The sequence below is a fragment of the Arcanobacterium phocae genome (assembly GCF_900105865.1).
Classification (GTDB): domain Bacteria; phylum Actinomycetota; class Actinomycetes; order Actinomycetales; family Actinomycetaceae; genus Arcanobacterium; species Arcanobacterium phocae.
In genome coordinates, this window is sequence record NZ_LT629804.1 from 1,022,503 (window position 1) to 1,043,720 (window position 21,218).

Genomic DNA, 21,218 nt, shown 5'->3' on the forward strand with positions numbered 1-21,218 from the left:
CTCGTTAAATAAGCTGTGGGGGTCACGTTTGTGAACGTGACCCCCACGGATCTTTTTGTGTTTTGTGGCTAGTTAGCGTGACGACGGCGTGCGATCGTTGCGCCTGTGAGTGTTGAGATGAGTGCTAATCCTGCTAGGCCAGTAAGGCTGATACCGGTTTTTGCTAGGCCGGTTGATGGTGTTTCTACTGGCTTTGGTGTTTGTGGCTTAGCGTTTGGTTGTGCTGGTGTGAGCTCGAGGGCTGGAATAGTGTGTTTTCCAGGCTTGAGCGGTGTTAACGGGTAGGTTGTTTCTGGATCAGCTTCGATTACCTTGATCTTCACTGCAACTTTTTCGGTCTTACCATCGAGGTGAGTAACTACTACATGGAAAACATAGTCTTTAAGTTCAACATACTCAGATGGTTTGACTGTGATGGTACCGGTCTTTTCGTCAACCATAACCCAGCTTGGCATGTCTGCACCCTTAGCGAAGGTGACTGCGCGTGGTAGGGCGCGTTCCTTGCCGAACAAGGTAGCAGTAAGGTCAACGCTGGCTGACTTTAGTTGCTGGACTGTTGTATCAGCATACGACAGCTTCCACAACTGAGACTTTAGTTCTGGGGCGTTGTCTGCCTTGGTGATAGTGATCTTGACTGGGACGGTTGTGACTTCGCCGTCGAGGTGGGTGACAGCAACTGTGAATTCGTAGTCTTGTGCTGCAACGTATTCGTCTGGGTTGGCGGTTACTTCACCGGTCTTTGGATCTACTGTGATCCAGCTTGGCATGTCTGCACCCTTAGCGAAGGTGACTGCGCGTGGTAGGGCGCGTTCCTTGCCGAACAAGGTAGCAGTAAGGTCAACGCTGGCTGACTTTAGTTGCTGGACTGTTGTATCAGCATACGACAGCTTCCACAACTGAGACTTTAGTTCTGGGGCGTTGTCTGCCTTGGTGATAGTGATCTTGACTGGGACGGTTGTGACTTCGCCGTCGAGGTGGGTGACAGCAACTGTGAATTCGTAGTCTTGTGCTGCAACGTATTCGTCTGGGTTGGCGGTTACTTCACCGGTCTTTGGATCTACTGTGATCCAGCTTGGCATGTCTGCACCCTTAGCGAAGGTGACTGCGCGTGGTAGGGCGCGTTCCTTACCGAACAAGGTAGCAGTAAGGTCAACGCTGGCTGACTTTAGTTGCTGGACTGTTGTATCAGCATACGACAGCTTCCACAACTGAGACTTTAGTTCTGGGGCGTTGTCTGCCTTGGTGATAGTGATGTTAACTGGGTATAGTCCGGTTGAACCATCAAGGTGGGTAATGAGGATTTGGAATGTGTAGTTTCGTGGTTCGGTATACTCGTCAGGGGTGATTGTGAGTGTTCCGGTGTTTTTGTTGATCTTTACCCAGCTAGGTACGTCTTCGCTTGGTGCGAAGGTTACTGCACGTGGTAGGGCGCGTTCCTTGCCGAATAGTGTCGCTTTTACTGAGAGATCGATGTGTTCGCGTTGTTCTAATGTGAGGTCTGGATACGAAATATCCCACAACTGAGACTCAAGCTCTGGAGTAAGCTTTTCCGTAACTATGAAAGAAGCTGTTGCAGACTCTTTACTTCCGTCAGCATAAGTGATTTCAACATTGATATTGTGCTTTCCGAGTTGAGCATCAATGTCAATTGGTCCGAGACGGAGATATCCAGGATTTATCACCTCAGCACCGAATGGGGTTGTTTTTAAGCTTAATGAGAAATCTCCACTGGGCACTTTGATTAGCGGAACACCGTTTTTAGGCTTAAACATTACACGCGGAAGAACGAGCTCAGAAGCTCCTTGCTCTATTGAAGAGAATGAATCAGGAGTGTTTGGTTCTTCTAGAAATAGTGGCTCGTACAAGGACGCATCAGTTGGTATTTCAGGTAATGAATCCTTACTATCCATCAAATTGGCGAAGGATAGTTCAAGAGAACGCCCTACATGTACATTAGATAGCTCCGCAGTTTTAGCTTTTTTACCAGAGAAACTATATAGGTCCCGGTCGGAAATTTCAGGGCCGTAACCTTGATCTTTTCCGACATAGACATAGAAATTAATAGTTTTATCATCGCCAAGTGGCGTAAGGGAAATAGTTTTTGTGTCTTTGGAAATTGCCTGGTCTTTTTTAGTCTTCTTATCAACTGACCATTGATAAACGCGCACCATGTCTTTAAATGTTGGTCGGTTTGATGGTAGTGAATCGAAATCGAAGGTAACTTCGAGAGAAGCTTTTTGTTTAGCTGTCTCCTCTGCGTGGGCTGATATGGGCTGGCTGAAGACGAAACTCAATCCAACGAATGCTAGGGAGAAAGCTAGTAAAGCTGCTCCTCCGCGCTTCAAGGTAGTTCTTGTCATTAATGCTCCTAAATGGAATGCGATAAATTAAACGAATGCGGAAAGATGTTTGGATAGAACGATCTTTCTTATTTAAGAATATCGAAGAACGTAGTGCAGATTGAAATATGTGACTTATATCTTTGCCATAGGTTGTGGGGGTCACGTTCTTAAACGTGACCCCCACGGATCTTTTTGTGTTTTGTGGCTAGTTAGCGTGACGACGGCGTGCGATCGTTGCGCCTGTGAGTGTTGAGATGAGTGCTAATCCTGCTAGGCCAGTAAGGCTGATACCGGTTTTTGCTAGGCCAGTTGATGGTGTTTCTACTGGCTTTGGTGCTTGTGGCTTAGCGTTTGGTTGTGCTGGTGTGAGCTCGAGGGCTGGAATAGTGTGTTTTCCAGGCTTGAGCGGTGTTAACGGGTAGGTTGTTTCTGGATCCGCTTCGATTACCTTGATCTTCACTGCAACTTTTTCGGTCTTACCATCGAGGTGAGTAACTACTACATGGAAAACATAGTCTTTAAGCTCAACATACTCAGATGGTTTGACTGTGATGGTACCGGTCTTTTCGTCAACCATAACCCAGCTTGGCATGTCTGCACCCTTAGCGAAGGTGACTGCGCGTGGTAGGGCGCGTTCCTTGCCGAACAAGGTAGCAGTAAGGTCAACGCTGGCTGACTTTAGTTGCTGGACTGTTGTATCAGCATACGACAGCTTCCACAACTGAGACTTTAGTTCTGGGGCGTTGTCTGCCTTGGTGATAGTGATCTTAACTGGGACGGTCGTAACTTCGCCGTCGAGGTGGGTAACAACAACTGTGAATTCGTAGTCTTGTGCTGCAACGTATTCGTCTGGGTTGGCGGTTACTTCACCGGTCTTTGGATCTACTGTGATCCAGCTTGGCATGTCTGCACCCTTAGCGAAGGTGACTGCGCGTGGTAGGGCGCGTTCCTTGCCGAACAAGGTAGCAGTAAGGTCAACGCTGGCTGACTTTAGTTGCTGGACTGTTGTGTCAGCATACGACAGCTTCCACAACTGAGACTTTAGTTCTGGGGCGTTGTCTGCCTTGGTGATAGTGATCTTAACTGGGACGGTCGTGACTTCGCCGTTGAGGTGGGTGACAGCAACTGTGAAAGTGTGGTCTTGTGCTGCAACGTATTCGTCTGGGGTGGCGGTTACTTTACCGGTCTTTGGATCTACTGTGATCCAGCTTGGCATGTCGGTACCGGGGGTGAAAGTAATGCCAGCTGGCAGTGAGCTTTTCTTGCCGAACAAGCTAGCAGTTACATTAACGCTCTGGCTTTCGTTCTGAGCAACAGTGAGTTTATTGTATGAGAACTTCCAGGCAGTTGTATCGAGATCGCCAGCTGGTGCCTTAGTGACAGTGATCGTCACTGGGGCTAAAGTAACTGTATCGTCGAGGTGAGTAACAACCATTTTGAAAGTGTAGTCTTGTGCGGCTACAAATTCGTCTGGCTTGGCTGTTACAGTACCGGTCTTAGAATCTACTGTGACCCATTTGTGTGTGTTCTCGCCTGTGGAGAAGGTGATGTCGTGGGGTAGTGAGGTTTTCTTACCGAATAGGCTAGCAGTTACATCAACGCTCTGGGTTTCGTTTTGAGTAACAGTGAGCTTGTCGTAAGAGAACCTCCAGGCAGCTGAGGGAGAAGCAGAGCTTTCTTCTTGAGGGGTAATAATGACAATGGCATCGCCTTGGGCGATGAGATTGCCTTTGTAGGTTGCCTTGACATGAAGCTTGTATGTTCCGGTCTGAGCATCAATAGCTGGCGCAACAGTTATCTCTCCGGTGGTCGGATTAATTTTAATGGCTGAATGAGGTGCTGACGTGAGAGAGAACATACTTCCTTGTGGCATATTGACAAGAAGATTCTCGAGCTTAGCGTTAGCAGTAACGGTTACTGTTTTTCCTTGCTCCACTGAGATGGGGTGAGGACCATAGATGAGCTCCATAATCTTAGCGGCTACGATGGGAAAATTAATGCCAACAGTGTCAAAAGTTCCGTCTTTATAAGTCACTTTGATAGAAACGGTATGAGTTCCTTGCGTAATCGTGTAGTCAGGATGAATGGTAACTATGCCATTGGTGTCAATAGTAGCATTTAAACCATTTGTATTGGAAATAATCTCAAATTTTGCTACTCCGTTTGCTGGAGAAGTAAGCTCAACGCCGTTCAAGGAAACGAATTTTGGAGCGGGAAGAGAGAATGTTTGTCCTTGTTCAACTTCGCTAGGGACGTCAAAAGTAGGCGTATAAATAGCATTATCGGCCAATGGTCGTGGAAGATGTTGTGCATCTTTGTGTAGATTATCGTATGTAACGTTGTAAGAACTGCCGGGGGTGGCGTTTATGTCGTCGGTTTGCGCTAGCTCTCCATTGCTGAAACGGTTCCAGACGTCGATGTTAGAGCCTTTAAAATTACCAATATATACTATGAAGTTTACAGTGGTTTCTGCCCCGAGAGGCTTGATAGTCACGTATTTTTTATCTTTTGAGATACGCTGAGCTGAGGTTGTAAAATTTCCCGAATTTTCCCACTGGTAAACCCAGACGTGATCGGCAAAGTTGCCTTTGCCTGCTAGTGAATCAAAATCAAAATTGACGGTCACGCTTTGAGCTTGGGCATTTTCTTCTGCGTGAGCGAAGCGCGTGGTGAGCAAACCACCACTTAATGCTACAAGCATAAGAACAAGAGCTAAAACAAAAGCCCATACTTGCTGAAGTTTCTTAGTGATCATACGCATTTCCTATGTGTACTTACCAGAACCTATGCAAAATATTTCAGGCTCTGGATAGCTGATATATCAGAATTAGTATAAACGGAAGTGGAAAGTAGTTCCAGAAAAATGAAAAGACTTTCAGTGGGTTAGAGCACATAAGTGGGTTAATTGTCGAAAAAACATAGTCTAGTGGTAATTAAAAGAAGTCTAATAAAAAGTGAGCGGTTCTCTATCAGAGGAAGAACCGCTCACTTTGTCATTAATTGCACGCTTATCGGGTATTTGTCACCCGATACACGTTGGTTTCGCGTAGCTCAAAACCGGCTCGTTGATACAACCGGTTAGCTGCCTCGCGCGATGGGCGAGAGGTCAGATCAACCGTCTTTGCACCTCGTTTCTTCGCCAACTCAATAGCGGTAGTAACTAGTGACGCGCCAACGCCCTTGCCGCGGGCTGCCTCATCAACAACCACGTCTTCCACCCAGGCGCGCCACCCGGTTGGAATCTCGAATGTGACAAGCGTCAGCATACCGAGAATCGGTGCTTCGCCAGCTTCGCCAGCGCCGTCGTCGCCCCGGAAAACCAGCAAATCAACGCAGTCCTGTGCCAAAAAGCCCTCGATTTGTTCGCCGTTCATTGGCTTAGCCGAACGCGAAAGCTGACCAATCAACCGGCCGAATGCGGCTTCTAGCTCTGGGGTGACGTCAGTGACGAGATCTACTGCCATTTTCAGATCACTTCCATAGCTTGCTGAGCAATCGAGAGCTCTTCGTTGGTTGGAACAACAAGCACGGTAACTGCCGAATCTGGAGTCGAAATTACGCGCGGTTCCTTCGAGCGAACCATGTTCTTATCGGCGTCGTACTTGACGCCGAATGGTGCCAACCGATCGAGCAGCATCTTGCGGGTCTCCCACGAATTTTCGCCCACGCCAGCGGTGAAGGTGAGCACATCCAAGCCACCCATCACTGCGGTGTAAGAGCCAACGTACTTCAGTAACCGGTGAATGTAGACTTCGAGTGCTTCGATTGCGTTCTCGTTGCCCTCATGAGCCATCTCCCAAACCGAGCGCATATCGTTCGAACCGGTCAGGCCCTTCAAGCCTGACTGCTTGTTGAACAGGGTGTCGAGTTCGTCGATGGACATACCAGCCTGACGAGCAAGATGGAATACCGCTGCTGGATCAATGTCACCAGTACGAGTACCCATGACTAGACCTTCGAGTGGGGTCAAGCCCATCGAGGTGTCTACAGCTTCACCGTTTACTACGGCCGAAACTGAGGCACCGTTACCCAAGTGCAAAACGATCTGCTTGAGATCGTCGCGGCCCAGCATCTCCGTCACTTTACGAGAGATAAACTGGTGGGAGGTGCCGTGTGCGCCATAACGGCGAATTTGATACTTTTCGGCAACTTCACGGTCAATAGCGTAGGTGGCGGCTTCGGCTGGCAAGTGCTGGAAGAACGCAGTATCGAAAACGGCGACGTTTGGCACGTCGAATAGTTCACGCGCAACCTTGATACCCTTCAAGTGGGCTGGGTTGTGGAGTGGTCCAAGCGGAATGAGCTCTTCGATCAAACCTTCCACGCGATCATCAATGACGGCAGCCTTATCGAAGTGCTTTCCGCCTTGAACGACGCGGTGGCCAACTGCCTTGATTCCGGCTTCGTCAAGGTTCGGGCCAACTTCGTTGAACAACCGGATAACTTCACGCAAGCCAACACCGTGGTCTGGCACTGGCTCGTTGATGTCAGTTGTGGTGCCGTTGTAGTTGTGCTCGATGTGACCTTCTGGTTCGCCAATACGCTCAACAAGGCCAGAAGCGATGGATTCGCCGGTTTCTGGATTCACGAGCTGATATTTAATTGACGAGGAACCAGAGTTGATAACAAGAACTGTCATTGTTCGTTTCTTACTTTCTATGACGGAGTTTGATGAATGCCGACGGCGGTGTGCGCGTCAGTTCTGAGCTTGGATTGCGGTGATAGCAACAGTGTTGACGATGTCTTCAACAAGTGCACCGCGGGACAAATCGTTGACCGGCTTATTCAGACCCTGCAAAACTGGGCCCACGGCAACTGCGCCGGCCGAACGCTGGACAGCCTTGTAACCGATGTTGCCGGCGTTGAGCGTTGGGAAGACGAACACGTTCGCCTTACCGGCAACCGGGGAGTCAGGCAGCTTGGTTTGTGCAACGTGAGCGTCAACCGCAGCGTCATACTGGATGGGGCCCTCGAGTGCCAGCTCTGGAGCCATTTCACGTGCGATAGCAGTTGCTTCGACGACGGCGTCCACGTCTGGACCCTTGCCAGAAGTGCCGGTGGAGTAGGAGAGCATAGCAACGCGCGGATCGACGCCGAATGCCTTCGCGGTTTCCGCAGAGGAGACCGCAATACCGGCGAGCTCTTGTGGGCTCGGGTTAGTGTTGACTGCACAATCGCCGTAAACATAGACGCGGTCTTCCATGAGCATCAGGAAGCAGGACGAAACGAGCGCCGCACCTGGCTTAGTCTTAATGATTTGGAAGGACGGAACGATGGTGTGAGCGGTGGTGTGGATCGCGCCGGAAACCATGCCATCGGCGTCGTTCATGTGAACCATCATGGTGCCGAAGTAGGACAGATCCTTAACCTTCTCGCGAGCCTGCTCGATCGTCACGCCCTTCTTGGCGCGCAGGCGAGCAAATTCTTGGGCGTACTTTTCGTTCAGTTCTGGATCGTCAACTGAAACAATGCGTGCCTTGGATACGTCAACGCCGAGTTCGGCAGCGTGTGCGTGGATCTGATCGGCGTCGCCAATCAAAATAATGTCAGCAACTTCGCGAGCTAGGAGTTCATCAGCGGCACGCAAAATGCGTGGGTCGGTAGCTTCGGGGAGCACGATTCGCTTGCGGTCGGCGCGGGCGCGGGAAATCAGCCATGACTGGAAGGATAGTGGGGTGACGACGTCGGAACCCTGCTCCATCGCAGCGATCAAAGCGTTACGGCCAGCTTCGGATAGTTCGATTGCTTCGCCGTCGGCAAAAACGATCGCGTTGTCGATACCAGCTTCAGCTACGATGTCCGAATCAGCGTTGGTGACAACGATGCCCGAAATTGGGGCGTGCTCGTGGGTGAATTCGTTGGCAGACAGCGAGACGATTGTGGCAAGCTGATCAGCCGAACGCAGCGCGCCCGAAACTGCGAACATAATGGTGGTGGACAAGTTTGCTGCTGCGCGACCAATGCGGGCAAGCACACCCGGGTTGAGCGGATCGCCGTCGAGCAAACCAAGAATAAGAACAGCATCGAATTGTTGTGCGTAATCGGTGTAGCGCTTGACGACGTCGGTCATTGCGGCTTCTTCGTCATCCACGTATGCTTGGCGGGTAGCACCCCAGGCAAGCTGAAGGTCATCCTCGCGGCCAAGAAGGCTCAAGGCTTCTTGGAACTGAATGTCTTGTTCGACCGGGCCGTTAGTAAAAGCACGGAATACTCCTACTGACGAGTATGTTTTTTGTAGCTCAGCAACGAGCGTACGAACGAGTGCTTGAGTTCCAACATTTCCTTCGGCTGCGGTGAAGTACAGACTGTGAGTCACGTCGGGTCCTTTCAACGTCTTTGGTGTAACGTCTTTATTTTGTCACGGTTTTAGGACTTTCGGGTAAAGGAGAACATAGTTGCGTACCCCTCGTTCTGTTCGACGCGCGCGCCATCGGGTAGCAGTGCGCCCAGCTTTGCGGGGCGGAATCAACGCTACGCCGGTCACCTTAGAGCCCGGTTCGTGGCGAACTATCGGCGAATGGATAGTGACGCGCTTCGGTGACCTTGGGCTGGTGTTGCTTGATGCGGGGGACGTTTTGGCCGACGGGGGACGTGAGATATCTCGCGCCGAACCTTATGTTTCGGGGATGCGGGTATGGATTTTTCGTCCCGTTCCAGACGAGCCAGATTCACCGATTGAGTTGAGTGTGGTTGCTGACGAAGAGCGGTTCATTGTGGTGGATAAACCTCACGGTATGGCGACGATTCCGCGCGGTTCCCATGTGGCGCACACGGTTACGGTGGCAGCCCGCCGGCAGTTTAACGACGACGATCTGGTATGTGCTCACCGGTTGGATGCCGAAACTGCCGGGTTGGTGTTGCTCACTCGCGAACCCCGGTGGCGCAAACCGTACCAGACCTTGTTTGAACGCCGGGTTGTAGGGAAGACGTATTGTGCGATCACCCGCGATATTCCCGGGTTCGATACCTGGGAAACCGTGGAACTGCGGTTAGAGCGCGGATATCGGCCGCTGGCCACCGACGTCGTTCCTGGTGAACCGAACTCGGTGACGCAGATGCGAATCGTGGCGCGCGCCGACGGGCTAGCTCAATGGGAGCTTATTCCGCACACCGGGAAAACTCATCAGTTGCGGGTCACATTAGAACATGTGGGTGCGCCGATTTTAGGCGATCCGCTTTATCCGCGGCTGTTCACGAAAGAAGAGGAAGCCGCGCGGGCATATCCACTGCAACTTCACGCCCGGGAACTGAGTTTCGTGGACCCAGTGGACGGAGTGGAACGAGTGTTTACTAGTTCGGCACGGTTGGCGCAGGCGATTGTTTGATGGGTTTTAAGTTGTTCGGGAATGTCGAACAACTGCCATCGACGGCAAACAATGTTCTGTATGTTCACTAATCTGTTTTGTGGATCGAGTATTTGACTCCGAGACCAATCGTCAAGAGCAAGATTCCGATAATGGGATTGGTGAATGCTTGAAATTGGGTGCCGAGGAATTGCATTATCGCACCGATAAACATTCCGGATTGATCTGCCTCTAAGCCCCACAAAAAGAGATAAGGACCCAGTATCGAAAAGAGAAGGTAAGCAATCAGGAAAGCGAGGCCTGCTCGCACAAGGTATTGGCCAAACCGTTGAGCATTAAAAGTGTTATTCATGGTTCCTCCCTTTTCTTATATCTTAATCATGTTTGACGGGGGGCAAGCAGTTTATCCCAACGTTCGACCAACACCGCTCCGCCGCTGATCTATGGCTGCCAACCGCCAGCCGTATCACCAAGAGAGATATCACAGGCTCGATATGTGGGAGAACATAGCGTGGGTGGGTGCTCATTCGCTAGTCTAGAGGGTATGAATACAACTGATCTTCGCCCAGTGATCGTCGTTGATAACGGCGCCCAATACGCTCAACTTATCGCTCGCCGTGTGCGCGAAGCCGGATACTTCTCCCAGCTCGTCCCACACTCCATGTCTACCGCCGACCTGCTAGCTAAGCAGCCTACAGCTATCGTGCTTTCTGGTGGACCATCGAGCGTCTACGAGCCAGGCTCGCCAAACCTCGATCCAGCAATCTTGGAAGCTGGCGTACCAGTGTTCGGTATCTGCTACGGCTTCCAGCAGATGGCTCAAGCATTGGGCGGAAAAGTTGATAAAACTGGCTTGCGTGAATACGGCGCAACGCAGGCGACCGTCGTCGATAGTGGCGTTATTCTTGGCGAAAACGCAACCGAAAACGTGTGGATGAGCCACGGGGATGCAGTTACGCAAGCCCCGGCAGGTTTCGTTGTGACCGCGACGACGCCGGGTGCACCAGTTGCCGCGTTTGAAAACCCCGAGGCGAAGATGTTCGGCGTGCAGTGGCATCCAGAAGTCAAGCATTCTGAGCACGGCCAAGACATGCTCGTGCGCTTCTTGCGTGACGGCGCTGGTCTCGAGCCAAACTGGGATTCGGGATCGATTATTGAAGATCAGATCGAGAAGATTCGTGCCCAGGTTGGCGATAAGCATGCGATTTGTGCGCTCTCTGGCGGCGTGGATTCTTCGGTTGCGGCAGCTCTCGTGCACCGCGCAATCGGCGACCAGCTCACCTGCGTGTTCGTCGATCACGGTTTGCTACGTAAGGGCGAAGCCGAGCAGGTTATTGAAGATTACGCTGAAGCTCGCGGTATGAAGATCGTGGCTGTGGATGAATCTGAGCGATTCTTGAACGCGCTCGCGGGTGTGCGCGATCCAGAAGAAAAGCGCAAGATTATTGGCCGGGAGTTTATTCGGTCTTTTGAGGCTGCGCAGCAGAAGCTGTTAGCTGAGGCGCCTGAAGGCGTGGAGTTCGCGTTCTTAGTTCAGGGAACCTTGTATCCAGACGTTGTTGAGTCTGGTGGGGGAGACGGTACTGCGAATATTAAGTCCCACCACAATGTCGGCGGTCTGCCAGAAGACATCGAGTTCGAGCTGATTGAGCCGTTGCGTGACTTGTTTAAGGACGAGGTGCGCGCGATTGGTTTGGAGCTGGGCTTGTCTGAGAAGCTGGTGTGGCGTCAGCCGTTCCCAGGGCCAGGCCTTGGTATCCGTATCGTTGGCGATGTGACTTTCGAGCGTTTAGAGACCTTGCGTGCAGCGGATGCGATTGTGCGTGAAGAGCTCAGCGCGGCCGGTATGGATCGTGAGATCTGGCAGTGCCCAGTGGTATTGCTAGCTGACGTTCGTTCCGTTGGTGTGCAGGGCGACGGCCGTACCTACGGTCACCCGATCGTGCTGCGCCCAGTTTCGTCTGAAGATGCGATGACGGCGGACTGGACCCGCGTGCCATACGACGTGCTGGCTAAGATCTCCAACCGCATCACCAACGAGGTTGCTGATGTTAACCGCGTGATGCTCGACTGCACCTCGAAGCCGCCGGCCACGATTGAGTGGGAGTAGGCAACTTCTAGTTTTAGCAAGGCCCCGCAGAATTTTTCTGCGGGGCCTCACTAATTCATGGGTTAAAGGCTAAAAGGATGAAATAAAGTTTGGTCAGCTCCAAAGGTAGCTGGACCTAAATTCTCAGTATCTCGGACAGAACTAATTAGTTTTAAATTTAAAACCGATCTGTTCGCCTTTAACTTTGAGATTCGCTATTATCACCTGTTCAATTAGTTGAGGGTTAAAACCGTCAAAATGCCCACTTCCAGTGATGGATACCCCAAATAGCTCAAAACGGCGGAAATGCGGATTTTTTTCATCTATACCTGCAATATATCTAATGTAAAAGTGGCTTTTAAAATCACAGTGATTAATTTTCAAGCTATCACCGATCTGAAGCGAATCAAGGTGAGCTTCTTTCTTGTCTAACACTGTGCACTTATGGAGTTCAAGGGCTCTCCCATACGATGAGGCATTAAATGAGATATCGCCATGGAAGTTGCAACCACTAAAGATCGCACTATCGCAAAAAGTAGCATTATCAAACAACACTTTCCCACTAAACTCCGTTTCATTAAACAGTGGAGTCCAAAACCACTTACTGCGTCGAAAATCTACTGAACCTTTGAAACGTGTTGTCCCCGGATAGTTATCCACTTCGTCGCTTGCAACGAACCCCCAATTTATCGATTTAGAGGTACTTTCCCCGACCTCGTTCCCAAAGTGCGCACCTCTGAAGTTAGCTTTTTTGGCAAAATTAACGTTGCCTTCAAAACTAGGATTACTGAAATGAGCATGCTCAAAAATTGCTCGATCTTCAAAGCTGGCGCCGTTAAGGTTAATGATATTAAACTGCGCATGACTTGCGTATACTGAATGACGAAATTTAGCTCGAAACAATGTAAGTTCATTTTTAAATTCACATTTTTCTATATTGACGCTGCAATGAAAGATAGTGTCTTGCATCGAGAATCGGAGGTTTCTCCAATCAGCCAGTTTTTCATTTCCTTGAGTTCGTTCCGCAATCAGTGTGATGACGCGTTCCTGAGCGATACCAAGAGCTCTTTCTGGAAAATCAGTAGAATGTCCATCATTAATCCCGTCGTCAGAAGGGAGATGTAAGCCTGCTCCTAGCAGTCCTGCTAGTCTTAGGAAGGTCGTTAACATGTCGACTATGCGCTGGTTTAATACCTCAACCTCACTCTCAGTCAAGGTTCCATTTTCCCTTTCTCGCTTAAATTCATCTACGAATTCATCAGAAAGTGCAGCGAGTGCATTTAATCCTGCAATTTTATGATCAATTGAATCCTCACCAAGTAAATCAAGACTTTTATTGATACGCTCTTCTCTGCGCCGTTGCCGCACGTAGCGATCCTGTTGCAAAGCGAGAATCTCTGATCGATTTTCTTCTCGGAGTTTTCTTTCCGTTTCTGCTTTATTAGTCACAATTCCGACAGTGGCAGATAGTATAGTTCCGACACCTAACGATAATACAACTCCGGAATTAAGGGACTCGGCTCCTTTTCGAATCTTCCAATCAAGCGGACTGGAAAAATCAATATAGTTAAAGAGCCAGCCAAGCAATAAGAAAGTGGCCATTATCATTATGGTGACAAATCCAAGCCATCTAAAAATTTTCGTTCCTATAGTCAGTTTATTCTTCCATTCCGTATTCACCTTACGCACCTGCTTCCTGTAGACGTGAATGCGCAAATATGCTGACCTAACTATCACATACCGCTAAAGTAGATATATTTTAACATTACCGGAACTGTTGGCGAGTGGGGTAAAAGCTCAATAGCTCACTGCGTGTCAAAGCACGTCGGCGAGGCTAATGAAGAGTATTTTCCTGTTGATTGTTAGGTTTGGTATGTTAGAGTGACAACAGAAATTGTTGTGAATATGAGCTGATTTGGGTATACAGATCGTACGCGAATTAATATCTCAATTCGCTCTAAATAAAGCATCCTGCATCTTGTTCCGATTCTCTATAGTAAAAGGGTAAGTTTATCTCTTTTGTCAAGCCTAGGTGGCTAGTTTGACGGGTCGGGTTTTGTGGAAAGTCTCGTCTCGGATCATGGTGAAGATGACTGCTATAGGTTTGTGTGCGAGTGCGATGATGGCTTGGTTGTGGCGTTGTCCAGCCAGGCATTTCTTGTCGTAGTAGCGTCGTGAGGTCGGATTTGATCGCAGGGAGGCAAAAGCGGAGAGGAACAGGGCTCGTTTGAGGCGTTTGTTGTCCGTGTGGGACATGGTTTCAGATTTCATTGATGTTCCTGATTGACGAGTTGCGGGTGTTAGTCATGGCATATGAGGCAAGGTGTGTGGCAGAAGCAAATTCTTTACCTGCTAGTTCGTCCGGTGATGACAGTACTGGTCCTGATCCCAACTCCTGGCATGGAGGTGAGGACCGAGTAAAGAGGGTGGTCACTCACCAGTGCCTCGATCTGGGTTTTTGATGGTGGCTCGTTGGCGGTAGAGTTTATTGAGCGTTGTTGCAAGGTGTGGGATAACAATAGTGGTTGCGTTCGTACCGGTCACGGTCACTGTTTGTGTGGCTAGAGCGTCACGGGTTTCGTCTGCCCAAGCTTGCCGATACCGAGCTGGGTATTTCTTTAGTATTGCTACTAATACGAGCATGGCCAGCTTTCTTGAATTGGTCTGGCACTGGCCAGGTTTGTAGCATGGCTAGCAGTTGCTTGATGGTCTAGGCGTGGTCCGATTACGCGTTGCATACCGGGGGTGAATCTGAGTAAACAAGCCCCGGATACGGTTCCTGGTCTGGGGGATGTGTTGGGCGAGATCACCTTATCCGGTGAGCATCCCTAGCTCGGCTTCATCTTCATCAACCGTACGAAGAGCGCGCAGTGTGTGGGGCATCGCGTGAGTTGCTTGAGCGATGATGAACGCATCGCTCTGGTTGGTTTTAGCGTTTCCTGGGTATAGATCCGCGATCGGTCGCATCGTCAAACCAGGTAAGTACGCGACCTGTATCCCCAATTGCTTGGGCCACTGCCACAGCCAGCGCGCCGAATTGTTGCTGGCTGATCGACAACAATAAGTATTGGGCCAAAGCTGGCAAGCTCATCATAAATCTGTCGTAGTTATTTCTTCATCATTGGGGAAGCGAATGTGAATAGACCAGATTGCCACTGCCGTTAACGGCGGTTGTCCAGTGATCAGTCTTGCCCTGCGTCGATGCCAAGCCAGATATCGAAATTCTCCGGTGTCGCTGCCTGTCTGGCTTTCAAGAATAAAACCAGTTAACTAGTTTTTAGCTTTCGCGGGTAAACACATCCGTCTTACACCCACGCCTGCGACAGGCATCATATTCCAGTGCCACGCCCCTGATGAGCAATCACCAGTGCGTCTGTCCGATCCCGGTGACACCCTGGATCGTTGAAATTGACAGGGGCAGACAATCATGCTGGGATCGTCCAGCCAACAACCCCATCATCGCGCAACTGCCAGCTTCAGGGCTTATCAAAACAGTAACGGGGAATGGGTCGATGGTGAAAAAGTTTAGTAGCCACACTCGAGAACGCATTGTTCGTAAGCTTGATAAGGCTTGAGAACTTAAAGAAGACGGGGCGAGTACGGCTCGGGTTCTGACCTTACTTGGAATTAGTGAAGGCTCACTACACTGGTGGTAAGCTACTTACGGTTCGATGAGTAAGAGTGAGGCTAAAGAGTTAAAGTGTTTGAGTGAAGAGACCTCACGTTTCAAGTGTCTTTTAGGTCAGGCAGAGCTGGAAAAAGCGGCGGGGGAGGAATTGTCGTAAGGTAACTTTCCCCCAGCTCGCTACCCCGATGTGGTATGGTATCTGGTCGAGCTGGGCTAGTGCTAATGATTGGTTTGCCTGATTGTTGGGCTCTCACGCAGCGCTTACCAGCGTGCCAGAGCAGGTGATGACAAGCCTGATAGGTACGTGTTTTTTAGCGAGTGGATGTATGAGTTTGCTAAGGATCACCGCCGGTGGGGACATCGGCGCACTTGGGTTACAGCGCTAGCACAAGGGTATGGGGCGTGGCGGGAAACATTTCGTCGCTTATAGCGCGAGGAAGGCCTACGTGTGTTACCAAGGAAGAAACGTCAGAGTTTAACAGGTAAAGATCATCGCGAGGTGCTACCTGGTCAATACCCCAAAGCTGTGTGGGCTCTGGACTTCCAGTTCGATTCAGGCCCGGCATGGGAAGATGATCAAGATTTGCAACATCATCGATGAATATACCCGTGAACATGTTGCCTTTAGCGTCGATCACAAGTTTGATACTGTCTCAGCTATTGAGCTACTTGGCCTAGCATCACTCGAACATGGTGGCAGACCTCGGGCGATCCTGATGGATAACGGACCTGAATTCATCTCTCAAGCCTTACATGAATGGGCTGGTGAGGATGAAACGATTCAAGCGTTTATTCCAGCCGGTCAGCCTTGGCATAACGAGTTTGTTGAATCGTTTCATAACCGGATGCGAGATGAATTACTTGAAGGTAACAGCATCGAGAACCTAGAACACGCTCACACGTTGGTGGTTCACTGGTTACGACACCACAATAACTTCTATCCACATTCCACGCTGGGCTACCTCAGCCCACGACAATACGCGGAACAATGGAAACAAGAAAACACGGTCAACACTTAAACCAACTGGACCAAAAAACTAGGCCACGCCATTCTCCATAAATCTTTTCTAGTTTTCGAAGAGTTCTTTCCTGTCTTCAAATGGCATATCATTTAAATCTGGAACATTGGAGCCAATAACTTTTATTGGTCCTGAGCTAGACATCACATATCCAGGATCTCCCTTTAACTCGATAAGTTTAAATTTACTCTCACAAGATTTACAATAGAGGTCAGATAAATTATGTGGAGGATTCCAGTGATTAATTCTACCGCACATACAAGGTAATTCTATGGTTTGTTTAGATTTTATCAACCCTTCCTTTATGACGAAAGCGTACTTGTTATTTCTCGTCTTCACATGTTCAATAAGTTCTTTAACGTAGTTTTCTATTGTAGCAGTCATTCTTTTGCTACTCTTAACGCAGAAAATTTGTTCTAACATTTTTGAAATAGCACTCATATATATTTTGGCGAAAAATATTACCAGCGTTTCAATAATCTCATATTTCAACTCATTAAAATTTTCTGTGCTTAATAAGTATGGCCCTAAAACACTTCCAAAAACGATGTCTAGTTGCTCTGAGCTTGAAAATAATGTTGAAATATAGCCAATATGTGTAAATTCTGAAGAAAACTTAAATAAATTCTTCAAGTCTTTTATAAAATCTTGTTCTGATGATAATCCAAGTTCATCAAAGATAAAATCTAACTTTTGACCAAATGTATTTTTGGAGCATTTTGTAATATCTGATTCATGTCCTTTCACTCTCTGCTTATAATTCAATTTATCAAATTCGGCTAAAGCTTGGGTAATTTCCTCATTAAATAGTGACTGGCGGATTGATTTAGTTGCGTACAATTCAAAACTTTTTAATGATGTTAACACATGGAAATTTAATTCTTTTACATCTAATAGGATCATTTGATAGGCATCAGATACCAAGCTATCAAGAGTTTGTCTGGTAACTGTAACTAATTCGTTGTAATCAATAAATTGTTTTTTCAACAAATGAACATTATTGTTTTCGATTTCAGCCATATCGTCAACTTTTGAAATTTCAGAGAATTTCTTTAATATCTCAATATCATTTAGCAAAATTCTGGGTATTATGTCTAGAAAATAAAATTTTGAATTGTGCTGGTTTTTAAATTCATCGCTTACATTATCCGCACTCTCTATCTCTTTTTCTATTTCTTTTTCCAAAATGACTATCTTATTTACAAAGATATCTAGAAGTTTGCTAACATATTTAATGTTATTGTATAATACCTCGTAATTATTTAAAGCAGCTGAATTTCTTTTTTCAGATAAATTAGTTGAAATACTCTTTATTATATCTTTCTCGCTCATGAAATTATTTTATCCTTTCCAAATAGACTATAATTTGATTATATTTTATAGTAATAAAATTTGAATTATAAGATTACAATCATTCGTTGCTAGGTGTTGCTTTTTGGTCCAGTTGGTTTAAGTGTTGACCGTGTTTTCTTGTTTCCATTGTTCCGCGTATTGTCGTGGGCTGAGGTAGCCCAGCGTGGAATGTGGATAGAAGTTATTGTGGTGTCGTAACCAGTGAACCACCAACGTGTGAGCGTGTTCTAGGTTCTCGATGCTGTTACCTTCAAGTAATTCATCTCGCATCCGGTTATGAAACGATTCAACAAACTCGTTATGCCAAGGCTGACCGGCTGGAATAAACGCTTGAATCGTTTCATCCTCACCAGCCCATTCATGTAAGGCTTGAGAGATGAATTCAGGTCCGTTATCCATCAGGATCGCCCGAGGTCTGCCACCATGTTCGAGTGATGCTAGGCCAAGTAGCTCAATAGCTGAGACAGTATCAAACTTGTGATCGACGCTAAAGGCAACATGTTCACGGGTATATTCATCGATGATGTTGCAAATCTTGATCATCTTCCCATGCCGGGCCTGAATCGAACTGGAAGTCCAGAGCCCACACAGCTTTGGGGTATTGACCAGGTAGCACCTCGCGATGATCTTTACCTGTTAAACTCTGACGTTTCTTCCTTGGTAACACACGTAGGCCTTCCTCGCGCTATAAGCGACGAAATGTTTCCCGCCACGCCCCATACCCTTGTGCTAGCGCTGTAACCCAAGTGCGCCGATGTCCCCACCGGCGGTGATCCTTAGCAAACTCATACATCCACTCGCTAAAAAACACGTACCTATCAGGCTTGTCATCACCTGCTCTGGCATGCTGGTAAGCGCTGCGTGAGAGCCCAACAATCAGGCAAACCAATCATTAGCACTAGCCCAGCTCGACCAGATACCATACCACATCGGGGTAGCGAGCTGGGGGAAAGTTACCTTACGACAATTCCTCCCCCGCCGCTTTTTCCAGCTCTGCCTGACCTAAAAGACACTTGAAACGTGAGGTCTCTTCACTCAAACACTTTAACTCTTTAGCCTCACTCTTACTCATCGAACCGTAAGTAGCTTACCACCAGTGTAGTGAGCCTTCACTAATTCCAAGTAAGGTCAGAACCCGAGCCGTACTCGCCCCGTCTTCTTTAAGTTCTCAAGCCTTATCAAGCTTACGAACAATGCGTTCTCGAGTGTGGCTACTAAACTTTTTCACCATCGACCCATTCCCCCTATCTACAGGAAAGGTATCAACAAACAACACTCGAGTCATCTGGACCTAAAAACTTAGGGCACTCCATGCTCAACTAAGCGTGTGTAAATCTCCCACTACAACATAAGCAGACCTTTTGCATACTATATAAAGCTGTTGGAAGTTTCCCGATGTGCCGTGCATCTCTCGCAGGGCTAGCTAAACTCCGTGACAATACGCGAAAAAATGAGAAGAGAAAACGCGGTTAACACTTACGCAACGGGTTCAAAATCCTAAGCAACTCCAACATTATACCGATGGTCTAAAGCCCTTAGCAAACACGAGCTCAACTTTTCGCACATCATATATTAATTCCATAATATAAATAATCCAAGCGAAATTTTCTACACAGAGCTTCGCGAAATCCATCAGAGAAATCTTCTCCACACGCGTTTTACCTTTATGTTTATCATAAAAAGAAATTATTTGATCAACATAATCTATTTCATCACTACAATGCTGAATCGCATTCCTAACTCTATTATTTATATTATTTAACGGTTTGCTAAAAGGTTCATCATCGGATATGAAAATATCTATCTTTCGATATTTACTATTAATCGTCTGTAAATCGCTATCGAAGTCTTTACTCTTTAAACATTTCGAGTAATCTTTTCTCTTAACAATATTATTTAGTGCAATAACCAGATCTAGAGCGTCTAATAACCACTCATAACTGCTAACGTACAGTTGTTTTAAATCACGATAAAAGGCTGTAGATATGCCATATTTATCTTGATCTATCTCTCTATATTTATTAGTTTTCATTAATAGAACTACAGGGGATAGTTGAGAAAGAGCTTCAATGAAATCTCTTACTAGTGAATATGATCGATTTTCAAGTTCATTTAATGTTGATTCATATTTGGAATAATAGTTTAAAAGCTGTTTTTTATCCAAAGAACTATTGATTCTTTCAGATATCTTAATATATTCTCTTAAGGCGTTATTTTCTAGTAGAATCGTAATTCCTGAAGAAATAAAATTTTGATGAAGAACCATAACTCCATCCAGTAAATTATCAACCTTTCGAATTGGAGTATAGTTTGAAATATTTTGAAGTAGTTTTTGAGTTTCGTTCAAGAAATACTTCTTATTGCCGTTTCGTAGAAGTTTATTAATCCGTATAAAATCGTCAAAAAGACCGTTTTGTGCACTCTCCTTTAATCTCGTAATCTGGTTGGATACGGTCAGAAATTCATCTTTCCCAAGTTTCATTACAGTGTTTATGAAGGGGTCAAATCCATGGGGAGGGATGATTGAATCTCTTAGGTACATTTTCCTGACAGGTAGGCCTGCTGATAACTCAACACACCACAAAGGGAGGTCTGGAGCATCTCCAAGATTTGAGGCGTTCTTCACTATAAGATCTTTATTTTTAGACGGATTGAATTCCAGATATATTTCAGTTGAACACTCAGGACAGTTAACTATAAAAGAGATTGCATTTTCCTCTACTTGTATTCGTATATTTATTTTTTCATTACATGTTCGACAACTGATATATGCATTATGGAGCATAAAACCCTCCCTAAAGTGAAATCTTTTATGTTATTGTATTTTATGTAGGTCGCTTATTGTAGCGGTCTGGGGTAAATATGTAAGATGAAATGGTCTGGGGTTGCTTCCTAGGCGTTTACTCTGTTTTCTATTGTTGTTGCCAGTATTTGTTCTTGATCTCGACTGGTGTGTGATAGTTGAGTGCTTGGTGTAGGCGTTTAGTATTCCATCAATTCACCCACCCAAAGGTAGCGATCTCAACCTCGAGAACATCAGCTCACCGGCGAGTATGAATGATTTCATTCTTATATGAACCATTAACGTTTTGGGCTAAAGCATTATCGTAACTATCACCCATGCTTCTGTGTAGATTCCATAATTCCCGCATCTACTAAATTCTGATGATCGGCCAGTGGCACATAGTGCGAACCGTGATCTCAGTGGTGAACCAGCCCAGCAGTTGATTTTGCATTTCAGATTGCGTGCTTGAGTGCCTGTAACGGCAAAGCTTTACGCACGCATAGAATCTGCTAACACTCAACCAGCAATACGACGAGAAAACACGTCGGTAACAAACGCCGTATAAACAACGCCCCTACTAGTTCGCACATAAGTAATATTAGCAACCCATAGCTGGTTCGGGGCAGTAGCATTAAAGTGGCTCTTCGCGTTTTAGCGGGGTGAAACGTTGTTACTCGGTGGGTTTACAGGCCTAGTAT

13 protein-coding genes and 1 pseudogene are annotated in these 21,218 nt (G+C 47.3%); 3 read left to right on the forward strand and 11 right to left on the reverse strand.

From position 1 onward, the window contains the following. Window positions 1-68 precede the first annotated feature (68 nt). From BLT51_RS04490 to pta, 5 genes are all read right to left on the reverse strand, one after another. Complete coding sequence (locus BLT51_RS04490) at window positions 69-2,360, reverse strand: Rib/alpha-like domain-containing protein (protein ID WP_091280366.1); 2,292 nt, start codon at window positions 2,358-2,360, stop codon at window positions 69-71. Between the two features lie 187 nt (window positions 2,361-2,547). Beyond that, entirely contained in the window at window positions 2,548-5,097 is a 2,550-nt protein-coding gene (locus BLT51_RS04495) for a Rib/alpha-like domain-containing protein (RefSeq protein WP_091280369.1), read from the reverse strand. A 253-nt stretch (window positions 5,098-5,350) separates the two neighbouring features. After that, window positions 5,351-5,806: a GNAT family N-acetyltransferase gene (locus BLT51_RS04500; RefSeq protein ID WP_091280370.1), complete on the reverse strand. Its 456-nt coding sequence runs from the start codon at window positions 5,804-5,806 to the stop codon at window positions 5,351-5,353. A 2-nt stretch (window positions 5,807-5,808) separates the two neighbouring features. Then, window positions 5,809-6,981, reverse strand: coding sequence for an acetate/propionate family kinase (locus tag BLT51_RS04505; protein WP_091280372.1), 1,173 nt, complete (start codon window positions 6,979-6,981; stop codon window positions 5,809-5,811). 57 nt (window positions 6,982-7,038) lie between these two features. Then, window positions 7,039-8,658, reverse strand: a complete 1,620-nt coding sequence (pta, locus tag BLT51_RS04510) for a phosphate acetyltransferase (protein ID WP_091280374.1) — start codon at window positions 8,656-8,658, stop codon at window positions 7,039-7,041. A 79-nt stretch (window positions 8,659-8,737) separates the two neighbouring features. On the opposite strand from pta, the gene BLT51_RS04515 reads away from it, so the two are divergent. Beyond that, window positions 8,738-9,667, forward strand: a complete 930-nt coding sequence (locus BLT51_RS04515) for a pseudouridine synthase (RefSeq protein ID WP_091280376.1) — start codon at window positions 8,738-8,740, stop codon at window positions 9,665-9,667. Window positions 9,668-9,734: 67 nt separating this feature from the next. Here the strand turns inward: BLT51_RS04515 and BLT51_RS04520 are convergent, their stop codons facing one another. Then, the gene (locus BLT51_RS04520; protein ID WP_091280379.1) at window positions 9,735-9,998 is read right to left on the reverse strand and encodes a hypothetical protein; all 264 of its coding nucleotides are present in this window, start codon (window positions 9,996-9,998) and stop codon (window positions 9,735-9,737) included. A gap of 192 nt (window positions 9,999-10,190) precedes the next feature. Here BLT51_RS04520 and guaA point away from each other — a divergent pair, with 192 nt between their 5' ends. Further along, entirely contained in the window at window positions 10,191-11,756 is a 1,566-nt protein-coding gene (gene guaA, locus BLT51_RS04525; protein WP_091280381.1) for a glutamine-hydrolyzing GMP synthase, read from the forward strand. A 141-nt stretch (window positions 11,757-11,897) separates the two neighbouring features. Here guaA and BLT51_RS04530 read toward each other — a convergent pair whose 3' ends face one another. Beyond that, window positions 11,898-13,415 carry a pentapeptide repeat-containing protein gene (locus tag BLT51_RS04530; RefSeq protein WP_172801319.1) on the reverse strand — a complete coding sequence of 506 codons (1,518 nt, stop codon included), beginning with the start codon at window positions 13,413-13,415 and terminating at the stop codon, window positions 11,898-11,900. Window positions 13,416-13,763: 348 nt separating this feature from the next. Next, window positions 13,764-14,989: pseudogene (locus BLT51_RS04535) on the reverse strand (IS110 family RNA-guided transposase). 946 nt (window positions 14,990-15,935) lie between these two features. Here BLT51_RS04535 and BLT51_RS04540 point away from each other — a divergent pair. Further along, complete coding sequence (locus BLT51_RS04540; RefSeq protein ID WP_091280386.1) at window positions 15,936-16,382, forward strand: integrase core domain-containing protein; 447 nt, start codon at window positions 15,936-15,938, stop codon at window positions 16,380-16,382. Window positions 16,383-16,430: 48 nt separating this feature from the next. On the opposite strand, the gene BLT51_RS04545 is transcribed toward BLT51_RS04540, so the two are convergent. The 3 genes from BLT51_RS04545 to BLT51_RS04555 form a co-directional block, all read right to left on the reverse strand. Further along, window positions 16,431-17,714, reverse strand: a complete 1,284-nt coding sequence (locus BLT51_RS04545) for a hypothetical protein (protein ID WP_091280388.1) — start codon at window positions 17,712-17,714, stop codon at window positions 16,431-16,433. Between the two features lie 117 nt (window positions 17,715-17,831). Next, complete coding sequence (locus BLT51_RS04550; protein WP_091280386.1) at window positions 17,832-18,278, reverse strand: integrase core domain-containing protein; 447 nt, start codon at window positions 18,276-18,278, stop codon at window positions 17,832-17,834. 970 nt (window positions 18,279-19,248) lie between these two features. Continuing rightward, a complete protein-coding gene (locus BLT51_RS04555; RefSeq protein WP_091280391.1) occupies window positions 19,249-20,520 on the reverse strand; it encodes a hypothetical protein in 1,272 nt (423 codons plus the stop codon). Between the last annotated feature and the right edge of the window lie 698 nt (window positions 20,521-21,218).